Here is a 17,884-nt window from a genome sequence, read left to right on the forward strand (position 1 = left end):
CGGGCTCCCACCGCCGTCCACCGCCATCGCCCCGCTAGGAGAACCATGACCGCGCACCCTCGAACCTCCGCCCCGCCAGAGACCGCCGCGCGCCCCGCCACCGATCCGGACGCCTCTCCCAGGTGGGTCGAGCCGACATCGCCGCAGACCGAGCCGACGTCGCAGCCCGGCCCGGCGACGCAGCCCGCTGCCCCGCCCCCGCTGACCATCGGCGGCTACACCCTGGAGAACCGGCTGATCATGGGCACCGGCGGCGCGAGCGACCTCGCCGCGCTGGAGCACGCCCTCGTCGCCTCGCGCACCACCCTGACCACGGTGGCCCTGCGCCGGTACAGCCCCGAGACGAAGACCAGCGTCTTCGCCCTGCTGGACCGCCTCGGCATCGACGTCCTGCCCAACACCGCCGGCTGCTACACCGCCCGCGACGCGATCCTCACCGCCCAGCTGGCGCGCGAGGCGCTGGAGACCGACCTGATCAAGGTCGAGGTGATCGCCGACGAGCGGACGCTGCTGCCCGACGTCGTCGAGACCCTCGAGGTCACCGAGCGGCTCGCCGCGCAGGGCTTCGTCCCCTTCGTCTACACCAGCGACGATCCCGCCGCGGCGCTCCGGCTGGAGCAGGCCGGGGCCGCGGCGGTGATGCCCATGGGCTCTCCGATCGGCACGGGCCTGGGCATCCTCAACCCCTACAACATCGAGCTCATCGCCTCCCGCGCCTCCGTGCCGGTGGTGGTGGACGCCGGGATCGGCACCGCCTCGGAGGCCGCGCAGGCCATGGAGCTGGGGTGCGACGCCGTGCTGGTCGCCAGCGCCGTGACCCGCGCCCGCGACCCCCGCGCGATGGGACGCGCGATGAGCCTCGCGGTCGAGGCGGGCTGGTTCGCCGGCGGCGCCGGGCGCATCCCGCGCCGGAACGAGGCCCTCGCCTCCTCCCCGCAGGAGGGGAGGGTGGCCTCCGGCGATGCCGAGCATCCCCCGACCTCGAACGGCGCCCCGGACCCGTCCGCCGCCCCCACCATCACGGAGGACCCCCGATGAGCGACCTCAGCGGCCTCAGCGACTCGCAGCTCGAGCGCTTCCAGCGGCACCTCTCCCTGAGCGGCTTCGGCCCCGAGCCGCAGCAGCGCCTCCTCGACTCCCGGGTGCTCGTGATCGGCGCGGGCGGGCTCGGCGCTCCGGTGCTGACCTACCTGGCCGCGGCCGGGGTGGGACGCATCGAGATCGTGGACGACGACGTCGTCGACCGTTCGAACCTCCACCGGCAGGTCATCCACGCCGAGGAGCGGATCGGCGAGCCGAAGACGGCCTCGGCGGCCGGCGTCATGCGCGGGCTGCACCCGGAGGTCGACGTCGTCGAGCACCGCTGCCGCATCACCCCCGGGAACGCGCTGGAGCTGATGCGCGAGGCTGATCTGGTGATCGACGGCTCGGACAACTTCCTGACCCGCTACGTGGTCTCCGACGCCGCGGAGATCCTCCGCAAGCCGGTGGTCCACGGCGCGATCCTGCGGTTCTCCGGGCAGGTCAGCGTCTTCTGGGCCGGCCGCGGGCCGACCTACCGGGACATGTACCCCGAGCTGCCGGACCCGAGCGAGATCCCGACCTGCGCGGAGGCCGGCGTGCTGGGGGTGCTGCCGGGCGTCGTCGGCACCCTGATGGCAACCGAGGCGATCAAGGTGCTCACCGGCGTGGGCGAGCCGCTGATCGGCAGGGTCCTGTTCTTCGACGCCCTGAAGGCCTCGTTCCGCGAGCTGAGGCTGGAGCCAGACCCCGGGCGGCGTCCCGTGAAGGAGGTCGGAGCGGATCTCGGGCCGCTGATGGAGTCCGCGAGCGCGTGCGCCGTCGGCGGGGAGACGGCCGGTGCGGCCGTGCCGGCCGAGGACGGGACCGCCGAGGAGATCTCCCCGGCGCAGCTGCGAGAGCTCCTGGCGGGAGGGCCCGACGGCGGCCCGGTGCGGCTCCTGGACGTCCGCGAGGAGTGGGAGCATCGCCTCGGCGCGATCCCTGACGCCCTGCACGTCCCGCTCGGCGGGATCGTCGACTCGGAGGGGGCGCTCCCCGCGCTGGACCCGCTGAGGCTCGGTCGCGACGACGACGGCGTCGTCGTCGTGTACTGCAAGGCCGGCGTCCGCTCCCGCCGCGCCCAGGAGGTGCTGCGCGGGAGGTACCCGCAGGCCCGCCTCGTGAGCCTGACGGGAGGCTACGACGCCTGGTCGCGAGGCTGAACGTCACGGGGTGGGGCCCCGCGCGGCCGGACGTCGCGAGGTCGGGCGCCGCCGCGTGAAGTCCCGCCGGCTCTCGCCCGGGCCCGTCCGGCCCCTCCGGCCGGGCCCGGCACGCCTGATCCGACGAGGCGCGCCGCTCGAGGAGGGCGCGAGGTCGCCTACTGCGAGAGCTCGAGCTCGATCCGGTCCAGCAGGGTCTCCAGCGAGGACTCGAACTCCTCCTCGCCGTGGTCCTCGCTCAGGGCGTCCCGCAGCCGGTACACCTCGCTCTCCCGGCTGAGATCGGTGTTGCCGTCGCCGTGGGGGATCTGCGCGTCGCCTTCGTCGAGGGGGTCCTCCACCGGGCCCGTACCCCCGCCGCGCGCGGCGGCGTCGAGCAGGAGGTGGCCCAGCAGGAAGCTGGTGAACGAGCGGTAGGCGCCCACCTTCTGCGCGTCGGTGAAGCCGAAGTCCCCCAGCGTCGTCAGGAAGTTCTCCACCACCTCCAGGCTGCGCAGGGGCGGGCGCAGCCACGGCGCGGCCGGATGGCGGGTCGCGATGAGGGGGAAGGCCCGGGGGTGCGCGAGGGCGAGATCCCGCACGCTGTGCGCGAGGTTCTGCAGATACCCCTGCCAGCTGCCGGTGATCGAGCCGTCGAGCTGGTCCATCAGCCCCTCCAGCAGCCGCACCACCACGGCCTCGAGCAGCTCCTCGCGGCCGGTGACGTAGCGGTAGAGGGACATGGCCTCGACGCCGAGCTCCTTGCCGAGCCCGCGCATCGTCAGCAGGTGGGGGCCCTCGGCGTCGATCATCTGCAGCGCGGCGTCGATCACCTGGTCGCGATCCAGCCCGCGCGCGCTCGTCCGGTGGCCCTTCCGCTTCGTCGTCTCACTGTCCATGCCACCCAGTTTCCGATTTTCGTCCGGCGAGCGCCAGTGGACGCTCAGCCTTACGTTGTTAGTCTTGAGGAGGAGCGTCATCCGAGCTCGGCCCCTCGCGCCGAGCCGGAGCGGCCCGGTCCGGGCCGCGGGCGCTCCCCCGCCCGGCGCCGCACGGCGGGCGCACCCGAGGAGAGGAACGACCCGTGACACGATCCACCACCCGCGGAACGGAGGATCCGGCCCAGGCGCCGGCCCCGGAGGACGACCGCAAACCCGACACGCCGACCGAGCTGACGACCCGCTCCTGGAAGTACGTGCTGCGAACCACCGTGCGGGAGTTCTCGGCGGACAAATGCTCAGACCTCGCGGCCAGCCTCACGTACCGCACCGTCTTCTCGATGTTCCCCGCGCTCATCGCGCTCGTGTCCATCCTGAGCCTGTTCGGCCAGAGCGGCTCGGCCGTGACCGGCATCCTGGACGAGGCGGAGGGCATCGTCCCGGCGGACGCCTGGTCCACGGTGAAGCCGGCGCTCGAGGCCGTGCTGACCGCGCCCGCCGCCGGGCTGGGACTCGTCCTCGGCCTGCTCACGGCGCTGTGGTCGGCGTCGAGCTACGTCAAGGCCTTCGGGCGGGCCATGAACACCATCCACGACGTCCCCGAGGGCCGGGGGCCCATCAAGCTCAACCTGCAGCAGTACCTGCTGACGGCGCTGATCCTGGTGCTGGGCGCCGTGGCGCTCATGGTCTTCGTGCTCTCCGGGCCCGTCGCCGAGGCGGTGGGGAGCGCCATCGGGCTGGGAGAGGTCGCGCTGACCGTGTGGGGCATCGCCAAGTGGGTGATCCTGGCCGGCGTCGTCGTGCTGGTCGTCGCCCTGATGTACTACGCGACGCCCAACGTGAAGCAGCCCAAGTTCCGGTGGATGAGCATCGGCGCGCTGATCGCCATCGTCGTCGCCGTCCTGGCGAGCCTGGGCTTCTTCTTCTACGTCGCCAACTTCGGCAGCTACAACGCCACGTACGGCGCCCTGGCCGGCGTGATCATCATGCTGCTGTGGCTGTACATCCTCAACGTGATCCTGCTGTTCGGCGCCGAGGTCGACGCCGAGGTCGAGCGGGGGCGTGAGCTGCAGGCCGGGATCCCGGCCGAGGAGGAGCTGCAGCTGCCGGCGCGCGACACCAAGGCCAGCGACAAGCGCGAGCGGAAGTACGAGGAGGACGTGGAGCGGGCGCGCTCGCTGCGGATGAGCGCGGGGGAGGACGACTCCCCCACCGCCGACGACGCCGAGGCGCACGCTGTCGAGGAGGATCGCACCGCCCGGGACGCTGAGGACGGTTCCAACGCCCCCGGCGGGGAGGACGGCGCCGGTGGCGGGTCCTCGGCCCGCCGGGACTGAGTCCCTTCCGCGCGACGGGGAACGCTCCCGGGTCCGATGGGACCCGGGAGCGTTTCTGGTTTCCGGTGGGGGCGCCGGCGGAACGGCGTCGGCGGCCGACTCAGTCGCCCGGCCACTCTCCCATGACCCGCTGGAACGCGCGCGCCCCGCCGCGGTCGACGAGCGCCTTGACCAACGCGAAGATCGCGCCCTGCAGCGCCGCCGCGGCGAGCACCTCGCCGAGGTTGAACTCGGACTCGAGCGCCTTGGGGGCGTCGTCGCCGGACTTCTGCGGAGAGACCAGCTTCCACACCTGCTTGAACACGACGCCGGCCACGGCGCCGCTGACCAGGCTCCCGGCCATTCCGAGGGGGCGGTAGAGGATCTTCGCGGACGTGCTGGTGGAGGAGTTCTTCGACATGTCGGTTCCTTTCACGGGGAGGGATGGGTGGTCGTGGGACTCGCGCTCACCGGCGGGTCGCGCGGACCAGCAGGACGACGCCCAGGCCGAGGCACACCCCGAGGGCGCACACCGCGACCCAGCCGTTGCGTGCGAGCCGGCCGTCGTCGTCGGTCACCGAGTCCCGGGCGGTGCGCAGGCCCTCCTCGGCACCGGCCCTGGCGCGGGTCAGCTGCGCCGCGGCGCGGTCCTTGGCGGCGTCGAGCTGGTGCCTGGCCTGCTCCTTCACGTCCAGGGCCGAGGTCAGCTGCTCGACGGTCTCGCCGAGGTCCTGACGGGTCCGGGCGATGTCGGCCTCGATCTGCTCCGGGGTGGCCTCGGCGTCGGGCTCCCGGCCGGGGGCGGCCGCGGGCCGGTTGCTCGCGGTCCGGTCCGAGGGCTTCGGGGATTCAGGAACGGTCATGGCGGATGTGTCCTTTCAGCTCGTCGACGTCCTGGGAGACGCTGTCGATGGTTCGTTCGGGGGCCGGAGAGAGGTCCTGGACCTTCTTCTTGCCGAGCAGGGCCGCGATGCCCGCCGCGATGAAGAGCACGACGGTCACGATCAACGCCGCGAGCCAGGCGGGGAGGACCAGGGCCAGCGCGATGATCGCCGTGGCGATGAGCGCCGCGAAGCCGTACGCGGCGAGGATGCCGCCGGCGCCGAGCAGGCCCGCGCCGACGCCTCCCTGCTTGGCCGTGGCGGTCAGCTCCGCGCGGGCGAGCTTGAGCTCGTCGCGCACCAGGCGCGAGGTCTGCTCGGAGAGGCGCGTGATCAGCTGTGCCGGGCTCGGCTCTTCCGGGGGTGCTGGATGGCTCATGACGCTCGCTTTCTGTGGGGACGGGGACGGATGCGCCGGAGGGGACCCGGAGACGACGGGGCGGCCGATGAGGGCCGGCTCCCGGCCCGTCACGGCACCGGACCACCTGAATCGGTGGTTCGGATCCCGTCGCGGACGTACTCCTTCATGGATCCGCCATGGCGTGATGCGGCCCACCTTACAACGTATGCTCGAGAGGTGTCACCCTCTTCCGGGCGGGCCCGGCCTCGTGTTCCCGGCTCCTGCAGACTCCGGCCTGACGAGGGGTCCTCGCCCGCAGGGCGCCCCGGTTCCGCGGCTCGATCTGGTTGGTTTACAACGTAAGGCTACGGGACTACGGTGGTTCCACCCGTCATCCTCGGGCAGGCGGACCGCGCATCTCACGGGCGGTCATGAATGAAAAGGTGTGATCCAGAAATGGTTGATCAAGAATATGATTTCCAGGCGCTCGAGAATGCCACCGTGTTTGACAGCGAGCATTCCAAGATCGGCACGGTCGGCCAGGTGTACCTCGACGACGAGACCGGCGAGCCGACCTTCGTGACCGTCAACATGGGGCTCTTCGGCACCCGGGAGACGTTCGTGCCGGTCGACGCCACACAGCGCCTCGACGAGGGCCTGATCATTCCGTTCTCCAAGGCGTACATCAAGGACGCCCCCGCCATCGACGCGGACCAGCACATCACCCCGGAGGAGGAACGCGAGGTGGTCCGGTACTACGCGAACGGCGGCGCCGAGGACCGCCCGCGGTCCGGCCGCGGCGGGGACCAGATGGTGGCCCACGAGGAGCGCCTCAACGTCGGGACCCGGCAGCAGGAGGCGGGACGCGCTCACCTGCGCAAGCGCGTCCGCACCCAGACGGAGCAGATCGAGGTCCCCGTCCGGCACGAGGAGCTCGTCGTCGAGCGCGAGCGCATCGACCCAGGCTCCCCCGAGGCCCGCTCGGACGCCCCCATCCGCGAGGCGGCCGACGACGAGGAGGTCATCACCCTGCGGAAGGAGCGCCCGGTCGTGGAGAAGGAGACCGTGGCGACCGAGAAGGTCAACGTCGGCAAGCGGACCGTGCAGGACAGCAAGTCGGTGAGCGCCGAGGTGCGCAAGGAGGAGATCGACGTCGAGGACGACGGCGACGCATCCTCGGCCGCCGGTCGCTGATCAGGGCGCGGCCGGTCACTGATCAGGGCGGGACCAGCCCGCGGCATCAGCCCGCGCTCGTGGAGCGCGCTCCGGATGCCGCGGGCCGGCGCCCCGCTCACCGCTTGAGCCGCCGCCGACCCTTCCGGTTCATCCCCGCGATGGCCCCGCTGAGCACCGTCGCGAACCCGTTCCACACCGCGTAGGGCGCCAGCAGCACCCCGCGCTGCGGCGCCGACTCCGCGGCTCGGCGCACCAGATCCGCCGAGCTCACCGCGAGCGCCCCCGCCCATACGGCGGCCAGCCCCGGCCGGCGGCTGCGGAAGAACAGTCCGCACCACCCGGCGTTCAGCACGAGGTTGGTCCCCAGCGCCACCATGTGGCTGCGGGCCCTGCGCACGTGGCCGGCCTCCAGCTCGTCGGCGATCATCAGCGAGGAGATCGCCGCGATGTCGGCGTAGAGCGCCGTCCACACGACCGGGAACGCCGCGCCCGGCGGCTGCCAGGCGGGCTTGCGCAGCGAGCGGTACCAGGCGTTCTGCGGGTCGGCCAGCACGGAGCCGACGGCGGCGCACGCCGCCACCGAGACCGCGGTGACGGAGAAGACCCTGGTCCAGCGCCGGGTGTCCAGGTTCACGACGGCGGCCCGCACCGCCTGCTCGAAGGTCTGGTTGCCGCCCTCGGGCTTGCCCGCGTAGGACTCGAGGTCCCGCTCGTGGACCACGGTGTCGTGCAGCAGGCTGCCGATCAGCGGCTTCGCCAGCCCGCGCCGGACCGGCGTGACCAGCGCGATCCAGTGCGAGGCCAGCGAGTTGGTGGTCACCGGGGCCGTGAGCACCACCCGCGGGATCAGCCCCAGCGCCTTGGCGTAGCGCTTCATCATGTCCGCGTAGGGGATGGCCTCGGGGCCGCCGACGTCGAAGGTCCGGTTCACGCTGCCCGGCACGTCGGCGGCGCCCACGAGGTAGTGCACGACGTCGCGCACCCCGATCGGCGTGATCCGGTTGACGATCCAGGAGGGCCCGATCGCGCCGGGCAGCCGCTCCGAGAGGTGGCGCAGCATGTGGAAGGAGGACGAGCCCTCGCCGATCACGACGCCGGCCTGCAGCGCCGCCGTCGGCACCCCGGAGTCCATGAGCTCCTCGCCGACCCGCACCCGCGACCTCAGGTGGTCCGAGAGCTCCTCGTCCTCGGGGTGCAGGCCGCCGAGGTAGACGATGCGGCCGACCTCCTGCCGCTTGGCCGCAGTACCGAAGGAACGGGCCATCCGGGCCTCCGCCTCGACGAAGTCGCTGCCGCCGGACATCGAGTGCATGAGGTACCAGGCGACGTCGACGCCCTCCAGCGCGGCCTCGACGTCGTCCTCGGAGGTCGCGTCGCCCTCGTGGACCTCGACCTGGCCGGGGCCGGCCTGCCGCCCCTCCTGGACGATCTTGGCGCCCCACTCCATGTCCAGGGCCTTGTCCCTGCTCCGGGAGAGGGTCCTGACGGCCCAGCCGCGCTTCAGCAGCTCGGCGGTGACCTGGCTGCCGACGTAGCCGGTGGCGCCGGTGACCAGGGCCCTCCGCGTCTCCTCCCGGGAGCCGGCGGATGCGCCGGCCTCGGGCTGCCGGATGCCGGACAGGGTCTGGGCGGGGGCGCCGCCGCGGGTCTCGGTGGCTTCTCGGGCCATGACGAACCTCCTCGTGGTCTGGATGTTCAGTCTATGGCTCCCGTCTTGCCGGGAAGAGGGGTGGGCCGGGGATTTCGGCTCTGCGGAGGCTGGGAACTTCCCGGACCCTGCCGGGGACGGTCCCGCGGCCGGTGCGGCCCGGGCCGTGGCCGCACCGTGCGAGACTGGTGCCCATGGACGAGTCACGGAGGTCCCCCACGCCGTCGACGTCGGCGGTGAAGCCGGCGCTGGCGGCCGTCGTCCTGCCCGCGGTGCTGGGCGCGGCGGGGCTGTTCGCCTCGGCGGTCTCCGAGCGCGGCGGCGCGGTCTTCTATCTCGGCACGTTCTTCACCGCCGTCGTCTACCTCGTGGCCTGGCTGGTCTTCGGCGGCCGCCGGGGGAGCTTCGCGAGCACCTCCCCCGGACCGGACGTGCTGCGGGGCGCCCTGCTGGGGACGGGGCTCATCGTCGTCTTCCTCCTGGGCGCGCTCGTGGTCCGGGACGTCGAGGCGCTCTCCGGGCCGGTGGACGGCCTGCTGGACAACGCCCGCCAGGGGATCCTGTGGCTGACGGTGCTGACCACGGCGGTCAACGGCGTCGGCGAGGAGCTGTTCTTCCGGGACGTGGCGGTGCGGCGGCTGCCCTGGGCGGAGAGGCCCTCCCGCATCGCGGCCGTGGTCCTCTACATGCTGGTCACGGCCAGCATGGGCGTCCCGCTGCTGGTCTTCGCCGCGCTGGTGATCGGCGTGGCCGCCCAGTACGAGGCGAAGCGGACGGGGGCGCTGCTCTCCCCCATCGCCCTGCACCTGGTCTGGACGCTCGGCATGCTCCTGGTGCTGCCGGCCGTCATCACGGACTAGCCCTCGTCCCACCCCTCCTGCGGCGTCCGGCAGGTCTCCCGGAACACGAAGCGCGAGGGCGGGCGGCGCTCCCGGCTCGACCAGTCGATGACCGGCCGCCCCGCCTGCTCCGGGACGTAGCCCAGCCGGTAGAGGGCCATGAGCTCCAGGTCCTCGGGGATCTCCAGCATCCCGGTGATGCGCTCCCACTGCTCGGGGACCTCCATGGGGAAGGAGATGAACTGGATGCCCATCCCCAGCTCCACGGTGGTCAGCCAGACGTTCTCCATGCTCGCGCCCATGCTGAACTGGCAGTAGAAGTCGGCCAGCGGGTGGGCGTAGCGCTCGTTCCGATCGAGCATGACGCCGAGGATCAGCGGCGAGCCCGCCACCAGCTTCCGGTTCTCCTCGCCCAGCGTCTGCGGGACCCGCAGCGCGTTCATGGTCCGTTGCCCCGCCGAGGTGAAGACCGTGCGGGTGAAGGGCCGCAGCAGCCGGGGCAGCTTGTCGAAGTACATGCCGGAGCGGTGCTCGGCCATCTCCTGGGCGCTGAAGCGGAAGTGGCGCTTGTACCGCTGGAAGAACGACCCCTCGGAGAGCACGGCCGTCATCGACTCGCCGCTGATCCCGGCGATCGTCTCGATGGTCTCCCGGTCCTCGATGACCAGGAAGCGCCACGGCTGGCTGTTGAACTGCGAGGGCGCCGACGCCGCGGCCTTGATCAGCAGCCGCTGGTGCTCCTCCGAGACGGGGTCCGGCAGGAAGGGGCCGTTGGTGGTGCGGCGGTTGAAGAGCGCGTCGAGGAATTCCACTCATGCCTCCTGGTGGTCGCGGAGGCCCGCCGCCCAGAGGGCGAGGGCCGTGAGGTAGAAGGGCGCCGCACTCGCGGCGAGCAGGACGTGCCGCCGGGGGCGACGTCGTGCGTGGGCGCCGAAGCGCGGCAGGGCCGCGAGCGGCAGCAGGGCGCCGGCCAGGGCGAGGCCGCGGGAGCGGGCGCGCGGGAGGGAGCAGGCGGCGGCGCACGACGTCGTCGCGCAGGTGAGGACGAAGAGCCGGTGGTGGAGGCTGCGGGGCATCCGGTGCCGGCGCAGGCTCGCGGTGCCCACCAGGAGGTTCGCGGCGTAGACCGCACACGCCGCCGGGGCCCAGGGCGCCCGAGGGGAGAGCAGCGGGCCGGCGGCAGCCCTCAGGCCGACGAGCACCCGCGCTGCCGTGCCGACCATGAGACTCCCCCTTCCACCGGCCCGGGCGAACCACTGGACGTGACCCGCGTCTCCGTCTCATTCTGGCACCGGGAGGGCGGATATGTGGGATGCCCGGCGGGGGCCTCACGAGGTCCGCGGCGCCCCGGCCCGGCGTCGGCGGGCCCGAGTTCCCGGGCGGCGTCCCGGGAGCGCGCCCCTAGCCGAGGGCTCGGATCGCCCGGTGCGCGCTCTCCACCAGGAGCCGCGAGCGGGCCGGCACGCGCAGTATCTCGCCGTCGACCTGGAGAGGGAGCTCCTCGAAGGTCTCGAACGCGTAGCGGGGCAGCGTCGCCTGGGGGAACAGGCCGATCGTGACCGCCTGCAGGGTCGTGCCGAGCATCCGCCACCGGCTGGCGTGCGGGACGGCGAGGATCTCGAAGCGGCCGTCGTCGGGCTCGGCGTCGTGGCTGATCCTGCCGTACTTGGCCATCTTGCCGACGTTCGCGAAGACCAGGCTGTCGTAGAGCGCGCGCTCCCCGTCCGCGCGCCGGATCTCGAACGGCCGCAGCGCCGGGGCCGTCTTCACGACGCCGAGCAGCTCGCGGAAGCTGCCTTTGCCGGCGTCCTCGATCCCGCCCGCCATGGCCGCGGTCAGGCCGAAGCCGATGTAAGAGTGGGCTACATGGGTCACCGGCTCGGGGCCGTCGTGCTCCACGGCCTCGTGGCTGGGCCGGACCGTCAAGCGCAGGAGATCGGCCTCACGGACCCGGCCGCGGAGGATCGCATCGGCCAGCGGCATCGTGCGGGTGCTGCGGCGGTGGTCGTTGGCGTTGCCGGCAGCGAGCACCGCGCAGACGACATGGGCCGCGGGCACGTCCATCACGCCGCTGACGACGTCGTTGTACCCGCCGTCGCCGCTGACCGAGACCAGCAGGATGGGCGGCCCCGAGGGAGCAGCGCCCTCGGCCTCGGCCCGGGCGATCTGCCGCCCGTGCCCCGCCCGCTCGGTCCAGCGGTGCTCGAGCGGGACCCCGGGGAGGGTCCGCTCCAACCGGTCCGCCAGCAGCCGGGCGGCATGCAGCGGGACCTTCCCGGGATCGGGGTTGTAGATCAGGACGATGCGGCGGAAACGCGCTCCTCCGTCGCCCCGGGCCGAAGGGGCGTCTTCTCCGTGCGGAACGCTCCGAGGAGGGCGCTGCTCGCCGCTGTGCTTCTGGTTCATTTCCTCCCATCATCCGGCACATTGCTGGGAGCCGCCTGTCGATTCTCGCGGAGGCGGCGGGGAGCATCCTGCACCCCCTGGGCCGAGAGCACGACAATCTCCGTCCGCACCGTCTTGTGCACCCCTTCCGCGGCGGAGAAGGATGGGGGATACCGCCGACCCGGCGCACGCCCAGTATAAGGAGGAAACGCCGTGAAAGCTCTGACCTGGCAAGGCAAGAGGAACGTCAGCGTGGAGACCGTCCCGGACCCGCGCCTGCAGATGCCCAACGACGCGATCATCGAGGTGACCTCGAGCGCGATCTGCGGGTCCGACCTGCACCTCTACGAGGTCCTCGGACCCTACATGGACCAGGGGGACATCCTCGGCCACGAGCCGATGGGGAAGGTCGTCGAGGCGGGACCCGACTCGGGGCTCTCGGAGGGCGACCGCGTCGTCGTCCCCTTCACCATCTCCTGCGGCTCGTGCTGGATGTGCTCCCGCGGACTGTACTCCCAGTGCGAGAGGACGCAGATCACCGAGTACGGCTCCGGCGCGGCGCTGTTCGGCTTCTCCAAGCTCTACGGCTCGGTCCCGGGCGGGCAGGCGCAGTACCTGCGCGTGCCTCACGCCGACTTCGGCCCGATCAAGGTCGGCGAGGAGCGCCCGGACCATCGCTACCTCTTCCTGAGCGACATCCTCCCCACCGCCTGGCAGGGCGTGAAGTACGCCGGCGTCGGCGAGGGGGACACCCTGGCGGTCTACGGCCTCGGCCCGGTCGGGCAGTTCGCGGCCCGGATCGGGGTGCACCTGGGGGCCAGGGTCTTCGCCCTGGACCCGGTCGAGGAGCGGCGCGAGATGGCCAAGCGCCACGGCGCCGAGGTCTTCGACACCTCGGAGGAGAGCCACGAGGCCATCCGGGAGGCCACCGAGGGGCGGGGGCCCGACGCCGTGGTGGACGCCGTCGGCATGGAGGGCCACCAGTCGCCGCTGGGCAAGCTGGCCCACCAGGCCGTGGGGCTGCTCCCCGACGCCGCCGGGCAGAAGGTGATGGAGGTCGGCGGGTTGGACCGGCTCTCGGCCCTGCACGCGGCGATCGGGCTGGTTCGCCGCGGCGGGACCATCAGCCTCAGCGGGGTCTACGGCGGGCAGGCCGATCCGATGCCCATGCTCAGGCTGTTCGACAAGCAGATCCAGCTGCGCATGGGCCAGTGCAACGTCAAGAGGTGGATCGACGAGCTGATGCCGATCGTGGAGGACGCGAGCGATCCCCTGGGCATCGACGACCTCGTGACCCACCGGCTGCCGCTGGACGAGGCCCCGCACGGGTACGAGATGTTCCAGAAGAAGACGGAAGGCTGCATCAAGGTGGTCCTGGACCCGCAGGCGAGCTGAGAGCAGACCGGGCCGGCCGGAGGACCCGCTGGGGCCGAGAAGCCGCCGGGGCCGCCCAGGCTGCCGAGAAGCCGAGGGCCCGCTCGGGCTGAGAAGCCGCCGGGGCCGCCCGGGCAGGCGGGCGGTCCCGGCGGCTCATCCGCGGGGCAGGAACTCCTCGGGCAGCTTCTCGACCGGCACCAGGACCATGTCCTGCATCTTCCAGTCGAGCTCCACGCAGGCCTCGCGGGCGGCGGCCAGCTCCTCGAGAGAGGGCGTGCGGCCCCCGCGGGGCACCACGAACGCCTCGACGTGGAAGACGTGCCCCTGGTCCCGCACCCGGCAGTCGGCCTCCTCCACCCAGTCCCGGCGCCGCAGCTCCTCCTTGATCTCGCCGATGATCGGGTGGGGCTCGGAGGAGTCGTAGGTGGTGGCTCGCACGTCCATGAGGTCGGCGATGCAGCTCCTCAGGTTGCCCCACCCGTCCCTGATGATGCTGCCCGAGATGATGATGGCCGCCACCGAGTCGGTCCACCACCACCCGATCCCGATCCCCAGGATGCCGATGACCGTGGTCAGCGAGGTCATCCAGTCGGCCTTGTTCATGTCCGCGTCGGCGAAGAGCACCTTGTCGTGCAGGTCGGGCGCGAGCTTCAGCTTCATCCGCCCCAGGATCATGGTCGGGATCCCCGTCAGCAGCGCGGCGGGGATCATGAGCCATCCCAGCCACACGGGGTGGCCGAGGAGGCTGACGACGCCGATCGCCGGGTGCTCGGCCTCCACCAGTCCCAGCCCGGACTCGATCAGCAGGTACAGCCCCATGGTCAGGAGGCAGACCGAGGCCACCAGGTGCGCGACGCCGACGGAGCGGTGGTACCCGTAGGGGTGGCGCCGGCTGGGGCGACGCCGGATGATGCGGACCGCGAGCAGGAAGGACAGCGGCGGCAGGAAGGACAGCGCGTCCTCGATCCAGGCCGCCTTCATGGCCTGGGAGTTTCCGGCGACGGTGATCATGAGCACCACCGTCACCGCCCGGAAGCACAGGTCGATCCGCTCCAGCCGGATGGCCCGCCGCAGGACCCGGGCCTGCTTCTCGGGGAGCTCGGTGATGCCGAACCGCGGAGCGGGGCTCATGCCTCCCCCTCCGCCAGCAGGAACCGCTCCAGGGCGGTCATGAACGCGTTCTCGCCCATCGGGACCGCCATGACGTGCTGGGAGGTCTCCCCCGCCGGGCCGGTGGCCTCACGGTAGGAGGTGGTCAGCGCGACCTGCCTCTCCCAGGGGGAGTCCTTGGTCAGCCCGCCGATCACGACGTCGAGCTCCTCCTCCTCGAGCAGGTGGATCAGGTGCTCCTCGCCGCCGGTCTCCCACTCGACCTCGGCGTCGAGGGAGTCGGCGAAATCGCGGACGAGGCCGGCCTCGGTTCCGCTCGGCTCGCCGTCGCCGGTGATGTCGGTCCAGGGCGGCTGGTGCGAGACCCCCACCCGCAGCGTGCCGCCGGTGACGCGGTCCAGCGTGCCGTCGGGGTCGGCCGGGATCGTCGTCCCGCATCCCGCCAGCACGGCCAGCGCGGACACGACCGCCAGCAGCGTCGTCGTCTTCCGCCTCGTCCACCCCATGCGCCCTCCTCCGGCCCGACGTTCCCCGCTCCGTCGCTCCCCCGGCACGCCGGGGCGAGGAGTGAGCTGCCTCCATTAAACCCTGGCGGGCCGCCCACGGCGAGGTGGGCGGCCCGCGGGTCCGGCGCGCGAGGCCGGCCGGCGCGCGGAGGCGACCCGCGCAGGCCGGCGCGCGGAGGACGCCGGGGACGGCTCCACGGCCGCGCCCCGGCGCCCTCCCTCCCGTGAACGGGGAGCCGGGATCAGCTCACCGGCCCTCCGGAGAGGAACTCGAGGAGCTCCCCCGCCCGGTCCTCGGGATAGTTCCGGGCGACGTCGGCCTGGGAGAGCATCCCCACGAGGTCGTGCCCGTCGATGACGGGCAGGCGGCGCACCTGGTTCTTCGACATGGTGGCGATCGCCTCCTCGACGCTGTCGTCGGCGCCGATGGTGACCGGCTTGCCGTCGGCCAACTCACCCGCCGTCACCGACCCGGGGTCCCCGCCCTCGGCCAGGCACCGCACCACGATGTCGCGGTCGGTCACCATGCCCTTGAGCCGGTCGTCCTCCCCGCAGACCGGCACGGCGCCGACCTGCAGGTCCCTCAGGAGGCGGGCCGCCTCCACCAGGCTGTCGGACTCTCCGACGCACTGCGCGCCGGCGGTCATGATCTCGCGTGCTGTCGTCATGGTTCACTCGCTTTCCTGCGGCTCGCGGCCGCATCGTCGGTCGATTCTGCGCTCTGCTGTCCCCCGCCCTGGCGTCGGGCGGCGGGTCACACCCGGGTCGGGAACCGGTCCCACACCCGGTGGCCGGCCATCACCTCCTTGATCCTCTCGAGGGCGCTGCTCCAGCTCTCGGCGGCGACGACGCCGGCATCGTCGAGGACGTACCCCTCGCTCTCCAGCGCGGCGCGTCCCTCGCCCCAGGCGCCGATCGCCTTGGCGTGCCGCCAGGACTCGTCGAGCAGCAGCCGCACGCGGGGGTCGATCGGCCGGGAGCCGCCCGCCCCGGCCTTGGCCTCGCGGGCGGGGAGCGCGTCGGCCGCCGGGGCCGGGGCGCCGGCGAGCAGGACGGCGTCGAACTCCACCGACCGGGCGGCGGCGAAGGTGTGGCTCACCGGCACCCCCGCGACCTCGCCACCGGTGGGCCCGACGACGGCGGGGACCATCGAGGCGGAGACGATCGCCTCGTGCAGCTCGGCCAGCTCGGGCCCGGCGGTCTCAGGGTCGACCACGATCGCGATCCTGCGGCCGTCCAGCGGCCAGGTCCTCCCCAGCTGGGAGAGGGCCGGGCTCGACTCCAGATCGAGGGGGCCCTCGACGGTCCCCTCCGGCGCCGGAGGCTGCTCCCCCAGGGCGGTGGCGACCTCGGCGCACAGCGTCGCGTCGATCTCCGCCAGGCACTGCAACTGGCGCCGGCGGATGGCCGGCTCGTAGCACTTGCCGAGCTCGAAGGAGTACGCGCCGATGATGTGCTCCTTCTCGACCGGCGTCATGCTGGCCCAGAACAGGCGGACCTGGCTGAAGTGGTCGTCGAAGCTCGCCGGCGCCTCCCTCTGCTTGCTCGCCTCGGGGACCGTCACCGGGATGTCCGTGAAAGCCCGCTCGTCGCCGCCGGCCATGAAGGGGCACCCGCCGTCCAGCGAGTTGGGCTGGTACGGCGCGGTGCCGACGTGGTCCGCCTGCTGGCCGTAGCCGTCGCGGAGCATGTCGTTGACCGGGGCGTGCGGCCGGTTGATGGGGAGCTGCCCGTAGTTCGGGCCGCCGAGGCGGGTCAGCTGGGTGTCCACGTAGGAGAAGAGCCGGCCCTGGAGCAGCGGGTCGTCCGTGACGTCGATGCCCGGGACGAGGTGGCCCGGGTGGAACGCGACCTGCTCGGTCTCGGCGAAGTAGTTCCGGGGGTTCCGGTTCAGCGTCAGCCGCCCGATGGGCTGCACCGGCGCCAGCTCCTCCGGGACGATCTTGGTGGGGTCCAGCAGGTCGATGCCCTCGAAGGTCTGCTCCGGGGTGTCGGGGAAGACCTGGATGCCCAGCTCCCACTCGGGGTAGGCGCCGCTCTCGATCGCGTCCGCGAGGTCCCTCCGGTGGAAGTCGGGGTCGTTGCCGTTGATCAGCTGGGCCTCCTCCCACGTCAGCGAGTGGACGCCGAGGGCCGGCTTCCAGTGGAACTTCACCAGCGAGGTCTCCCCCGCCTCGTCGGAGAGGCGGAAGGTGTGGATGCCGAAGCCCTCCATCATCCGGTAGGAGCGGGGGATGCCCCGGTCGGACATGTTCCACATCGCGTGGTGCTGCGCCTCGGTGTGCAGGGAGACGAAGTCCCAGAACGTGTCGTGCGCGCTCTGGGCCTGCGGGATCTCCCGGTCGGGGTGGGGCTTGCCCGCGTGGATGACGTCCGGGAACTTGATGGCGTCCTGGATGAAGAAGACGGGGATGTTGTTGCCCACCAGGTCGAAGGTGCCCTCGTCGGTGTAGAACTTGGTGGCGAACCCGCGGGTGTCCCGCACGGTATCCGAGGATCCCCGGGACCCCAGGACGGTGGAGAAGCGGGTGAAGACCGGCGTCTGCTTCCCCTCGGCGAGGAATCCGGCGGAAGTCACCGTGCTGGCGGTGCCGTAGCCGGTGAAGACGCCGTGGGCCGCGGCGCCGCGGGCGTGGACCACCCGCTCCGGCACGCGCTCGTGGTCGAAGTGGGTGATCTTCTCCCGCAGGTGGTGGTCCTGCAGGAGCACCGGGCCCCGCGGGCCTGCCTTCAGCGAGTGGTCGGTGTCCCGCAGCCGGGCGCCCTGCGAGGTGGTGAGACGGGACCCCTGCTGGCCCACGGTGTCGGGGTCGGGTCCGGGCTCGACGCCGGTGGGGGTGCGGGGCGGCTCCTCGTGCTGGTCGGGCTTGGCGGCCCAGGGCTCCCGAGGCGTCGTGGGCTCCTCCTCCGACGGCGTCCGCCCCGCCGGCTTGCCCGGCGGCGGGGTCAGCTCCTGGTCGGCGGCGCTGGTGCGTGAACGGTTCGCTTCTGAGTGCGGCATGGCGCGCCCTTTCGGATGGTGTGTGATGCGAAGGGAAGGGTGATGCGGTTCCCCTCCAGTTCCAGTGTGACGCATATCGCGTGCGGTGTGAGGGGGTCGAGGCGGAGAATGCATCCGAGACCGGGTCCGACGGCTCCGTCTCTCCTCACGCCCCGTGCTCAGC

18 protein-coding genes are annotated in these 17,884 nt (G+C 72.4%); 6 read left to right on the plus strand and 12 right to left on the minus strand.

Going from position 1 to position 17,884, the window contains the following annotated elements; translation table 11 throughout:
* Positions 1–240: 240 nt before the first annotated feature.
* Positions 241–1,038, plus strand: a complete 798-nt coding sequence (locus EWV39_RS03955) for a thiazole synthase (protein WP_238148084.1) — start codon at positions 241–243, stop codon at positions 1,036–1,038.
* Positions 1,035–2,225, plus strand: a complete 1,191-nt coding sequence (gene moeB, locus EWV39_RS03960; protein ID WP_129656957.1) for a molybdopterin-synthase adenylyltransferase MoeB — start codon at positions 1,035–1,037, stop codon at positions 2,223–2,225. Before EWV39_RS03955 ends, moeB begins: the two co-directional genes overlap by 4 nt.
* A 158-nt stretch (positions 2,226–2,383) precedes the next feature.
* On the opposite strand, the gene EWV39_RS03965 is transcribed toward moeB, so the two are convergent.
* Positions 2,384–3,103: a TetR/AcrR family transcriptional regulator C-terminal domain-containing protein gene (locus EWV39_RS03965; protein WP_129656958.1), complete on the minus strand. Its 720-nt coding sequence runs from the start codon at positions 3,101–3,103 to the stop codon at positions 2,384–2,386.
* 185 nt (positions 3,104–3,288) lie between these two features.
* Here EWV39_RS03965 and EWV39_RS03970 point away from each other — a divergent pair, with 185 nt between their 5' ends.
* The gene (locus tag EWV39_RS03970; protein WP_129656959.1) at positions 3,289–4,479 is read left to right on the plus strand and encodes a YihY/virulence factor BrkB family protein; all 1,191 of its coding nucleotides are present in this window, start codon (positions 3,289–3,291) and stop codon (positions 4,477–4,479) included.
* 100 nt (positions 4,480–4,579) lie between these two features.
* Here the strand turns inward: EWV39_RS03970 and EWV39_RS03975 are convergent, their stop codons facing one another.
* From EWV39_RS03975 to EWV39_RS03985, 3 genes are read right to left on the minus strand one after another with little or no spacing between them, the layout of a single operon-like run.
* Positions 4,580–4,879, minus strand: coding sequence for a DUF4235 domain-containing protein (locus EWV39_RS03975; protein ID WP_129656960.1), 300 nt, complete (start codon positions 4,877–4,879; stop codon positions 4,580–4,582).
* 46 nt (positions 4,880–4,925) lie between these two features.
* Entirely contained in the window at positions 4,926–5,321 is a 396-nt protein-coding gene (locus tag EWV39_RS03980; protein ID WP_129656961.1) for a DUF3618 domain-containing protein, read from the minus strand.
* Positions 5,308–5,718: a phage holin family protein gene (locus EWV39_RS03985; RefSeq protein WP_129656962.1), complete on the minus strand. Its 411-nt coding sequence runs from the start codon at positions 5,716–5,718 to the stop codon at positions 5,308–5,310. The genes EWV39_RS03980 and EWV39_RS03985 overlap by 14 nt, the downstream gene beginning before the upstream one ends.
* Before the next feature lie 417 nt (positions 5,719–6,135).
* On the opposite strand from EWV39_RS03985, the gene EWV39_RS03990 reads away from it, so the two are divergent.
* A complete protein-coding gene (locus tag EWV39_RS03990; protein WP_129656963.1) occupies positions 6,136–6,873 on the plus strand; it encodes a DUF2382 domain-containing protein in 738 nt (245 codons plus the stop codon).
* Positions 6,874–6,970: 97 nt separating this feature from the next.
* On the opposite strand, the gene EWV39_RS03995 is transcribed toward EWV39_RS03990, so the two are convergent.
* Positions 6,971–8,524 (minus strand): tryptophan-rich sensory protein, encoded by a 1,554-nt coding sequence (locus EWV39_RS03995; RefSeq protein ID WP_129656964.1) that lies wholly within the window; start codon positions 8,522–8,524, stop codon positions 6,971–6,973.
* Between the two features lie 173 nt (positions 8,525–8,697).
* Here EWV39_RS03995 and EWV39_RS04000 point away from each other — a divergent pair, with 173 nt between their 5' ends.
* Entirely contained in the window at positions 8,698–9,363 is a 666-nt protein-coding gene (locus EWV39_RS04000) for a CPBP family intramembrane glutamic endopeptidase (RefSeq protein WP_129656965.1), read from the plus strand.
* Here EWV39_RS04000 and EWV39_RS04005 read toward each other — a convergent pair.
* From EWV39_RS04005 to EWV39_RS04015, 3 genes are all read right to left on the minus strand, one after another.
* Positions 9,360–10,154 carry a nitroreductase family protein gene (locus tag EWV39_RS04005; protein WP_129656966.1) on the minus strand — a complete coding sequence of 265 codons (795 nt, stop codon included), beginning with the start codon at positions 10,152–10,154 and terminating at the stop codon, positions 9,360–9,362. The genes EWV39_RS04000 and EWV39_RS04005 overlap by 4 nt on opposite strands.
* The gene (locus tag EWV39_RS04010) at positions 10,155–10,565 is read right to left on the minus strand and encodes a hypothetical protein (protein WP_129656967.1); all 411 of its coding nucleotides are present in this window, start codon (positions 10,563–10,565) and stop codon (positions 10,155–10,157) included. It lies immediately after the preceding gene.
* Between the two features lie 178 nt (positions 10,566–10,743).
* Positions 10,744–11,748 carry a diacylglycerol/lipid kinase family protein gene (locus tag EWV39_RS04015; RefSeq protein ID WP_129656968.1) on the minus strand — a complete coding sequence of 335 codons (1,005 nt, stop codon included), beginning with the start codon at positions 11,746–11,748 and terminating at the stop codon, positions 10,744–10,746.
* A 192-nt stretch (positions 11,749–11,940) separates the two neighbouring features.
* Here EWV39_RS04015 and EWV39_RS04020 point away from each other — a divergent pair, with 192 nt between their 5' ends.
* Positions 11,941–13,122, plus strand: coding sequence for a zinc-dependent alcohol dehydrogenase (locus EWV39_RS04020; protein ID WP_129656969.1), 1,182 nt, complete (start codon positions 11,941–11,943; stop codon positions 13,120–13,122).
* A 135-nt stretch (positions 13,123–13,257) separates the two neighbouring features.
* Here the strand turns inward: EWV39_RS04020 and EWV39_RS04025 are convergent, their stop codons facing one another.
* The 4 genes from EWV39_RS04025 to EWV39_RS04040 form a co-directional block, all read right to left on the minus strand.
* Positions 13,258–14,235, minus strand: coding sequence for a cation efflux transmembrane domain-containing protein (locus tag EWV39_RS04025; protein WP_129656970.1), 978 nt, complete (start codon positions 14,233–14,235; stop codon positions 13,258–13,260).
* Positions 14,232–14,720, minus strand: a complete 489-nt coding sequence (locus EWV39_RS04030; protein WP_129656971.1) for a transporter substrate-binding domain-containing protein — start codon at positions 14,718–14,720, stop codon at positions 14,232–14,234. The genes EWV39_RS04025 and EWV39_RS04030 overlap by 4 nt, the downstream gene beginning before the upstream one ends.
* A gap of 242 nt (positions 14,721–14,962) precedes the next feature.
* Positions 14,963–15,388, minus strand: coding sequence for a CBS domain-containing protein (locus EWV39_RS04035; protein WP_129656972.1), 426 nt, complete (start codon positions 15,386–15,388; stop codon positions 14,963–14,965).
* A gap of 86 nt (positions 15,389–15,474) precedes the next feature.
* Positions 15,475–17,721, minus strand: coding sequence for a catalase (locus EWV39_RS04040; RefSeq protein ID WP_129656973.1), 2,247 nt, complete (start codon positions 17,719–17,721; stop codon positions 15,475–15,477).
* Positions 17,722–17,884 lie beyond the last annotated feature (163 nt).

Source organism: Rothia halotolerans, assembly GCF_004136635.1.
GTDB classification, from domain to species: Bacteria; Actinomycetota; Actinomycetes; order Actinomycetales; family Micrococcaceae; genus Rothia; species Rothia halotolerans.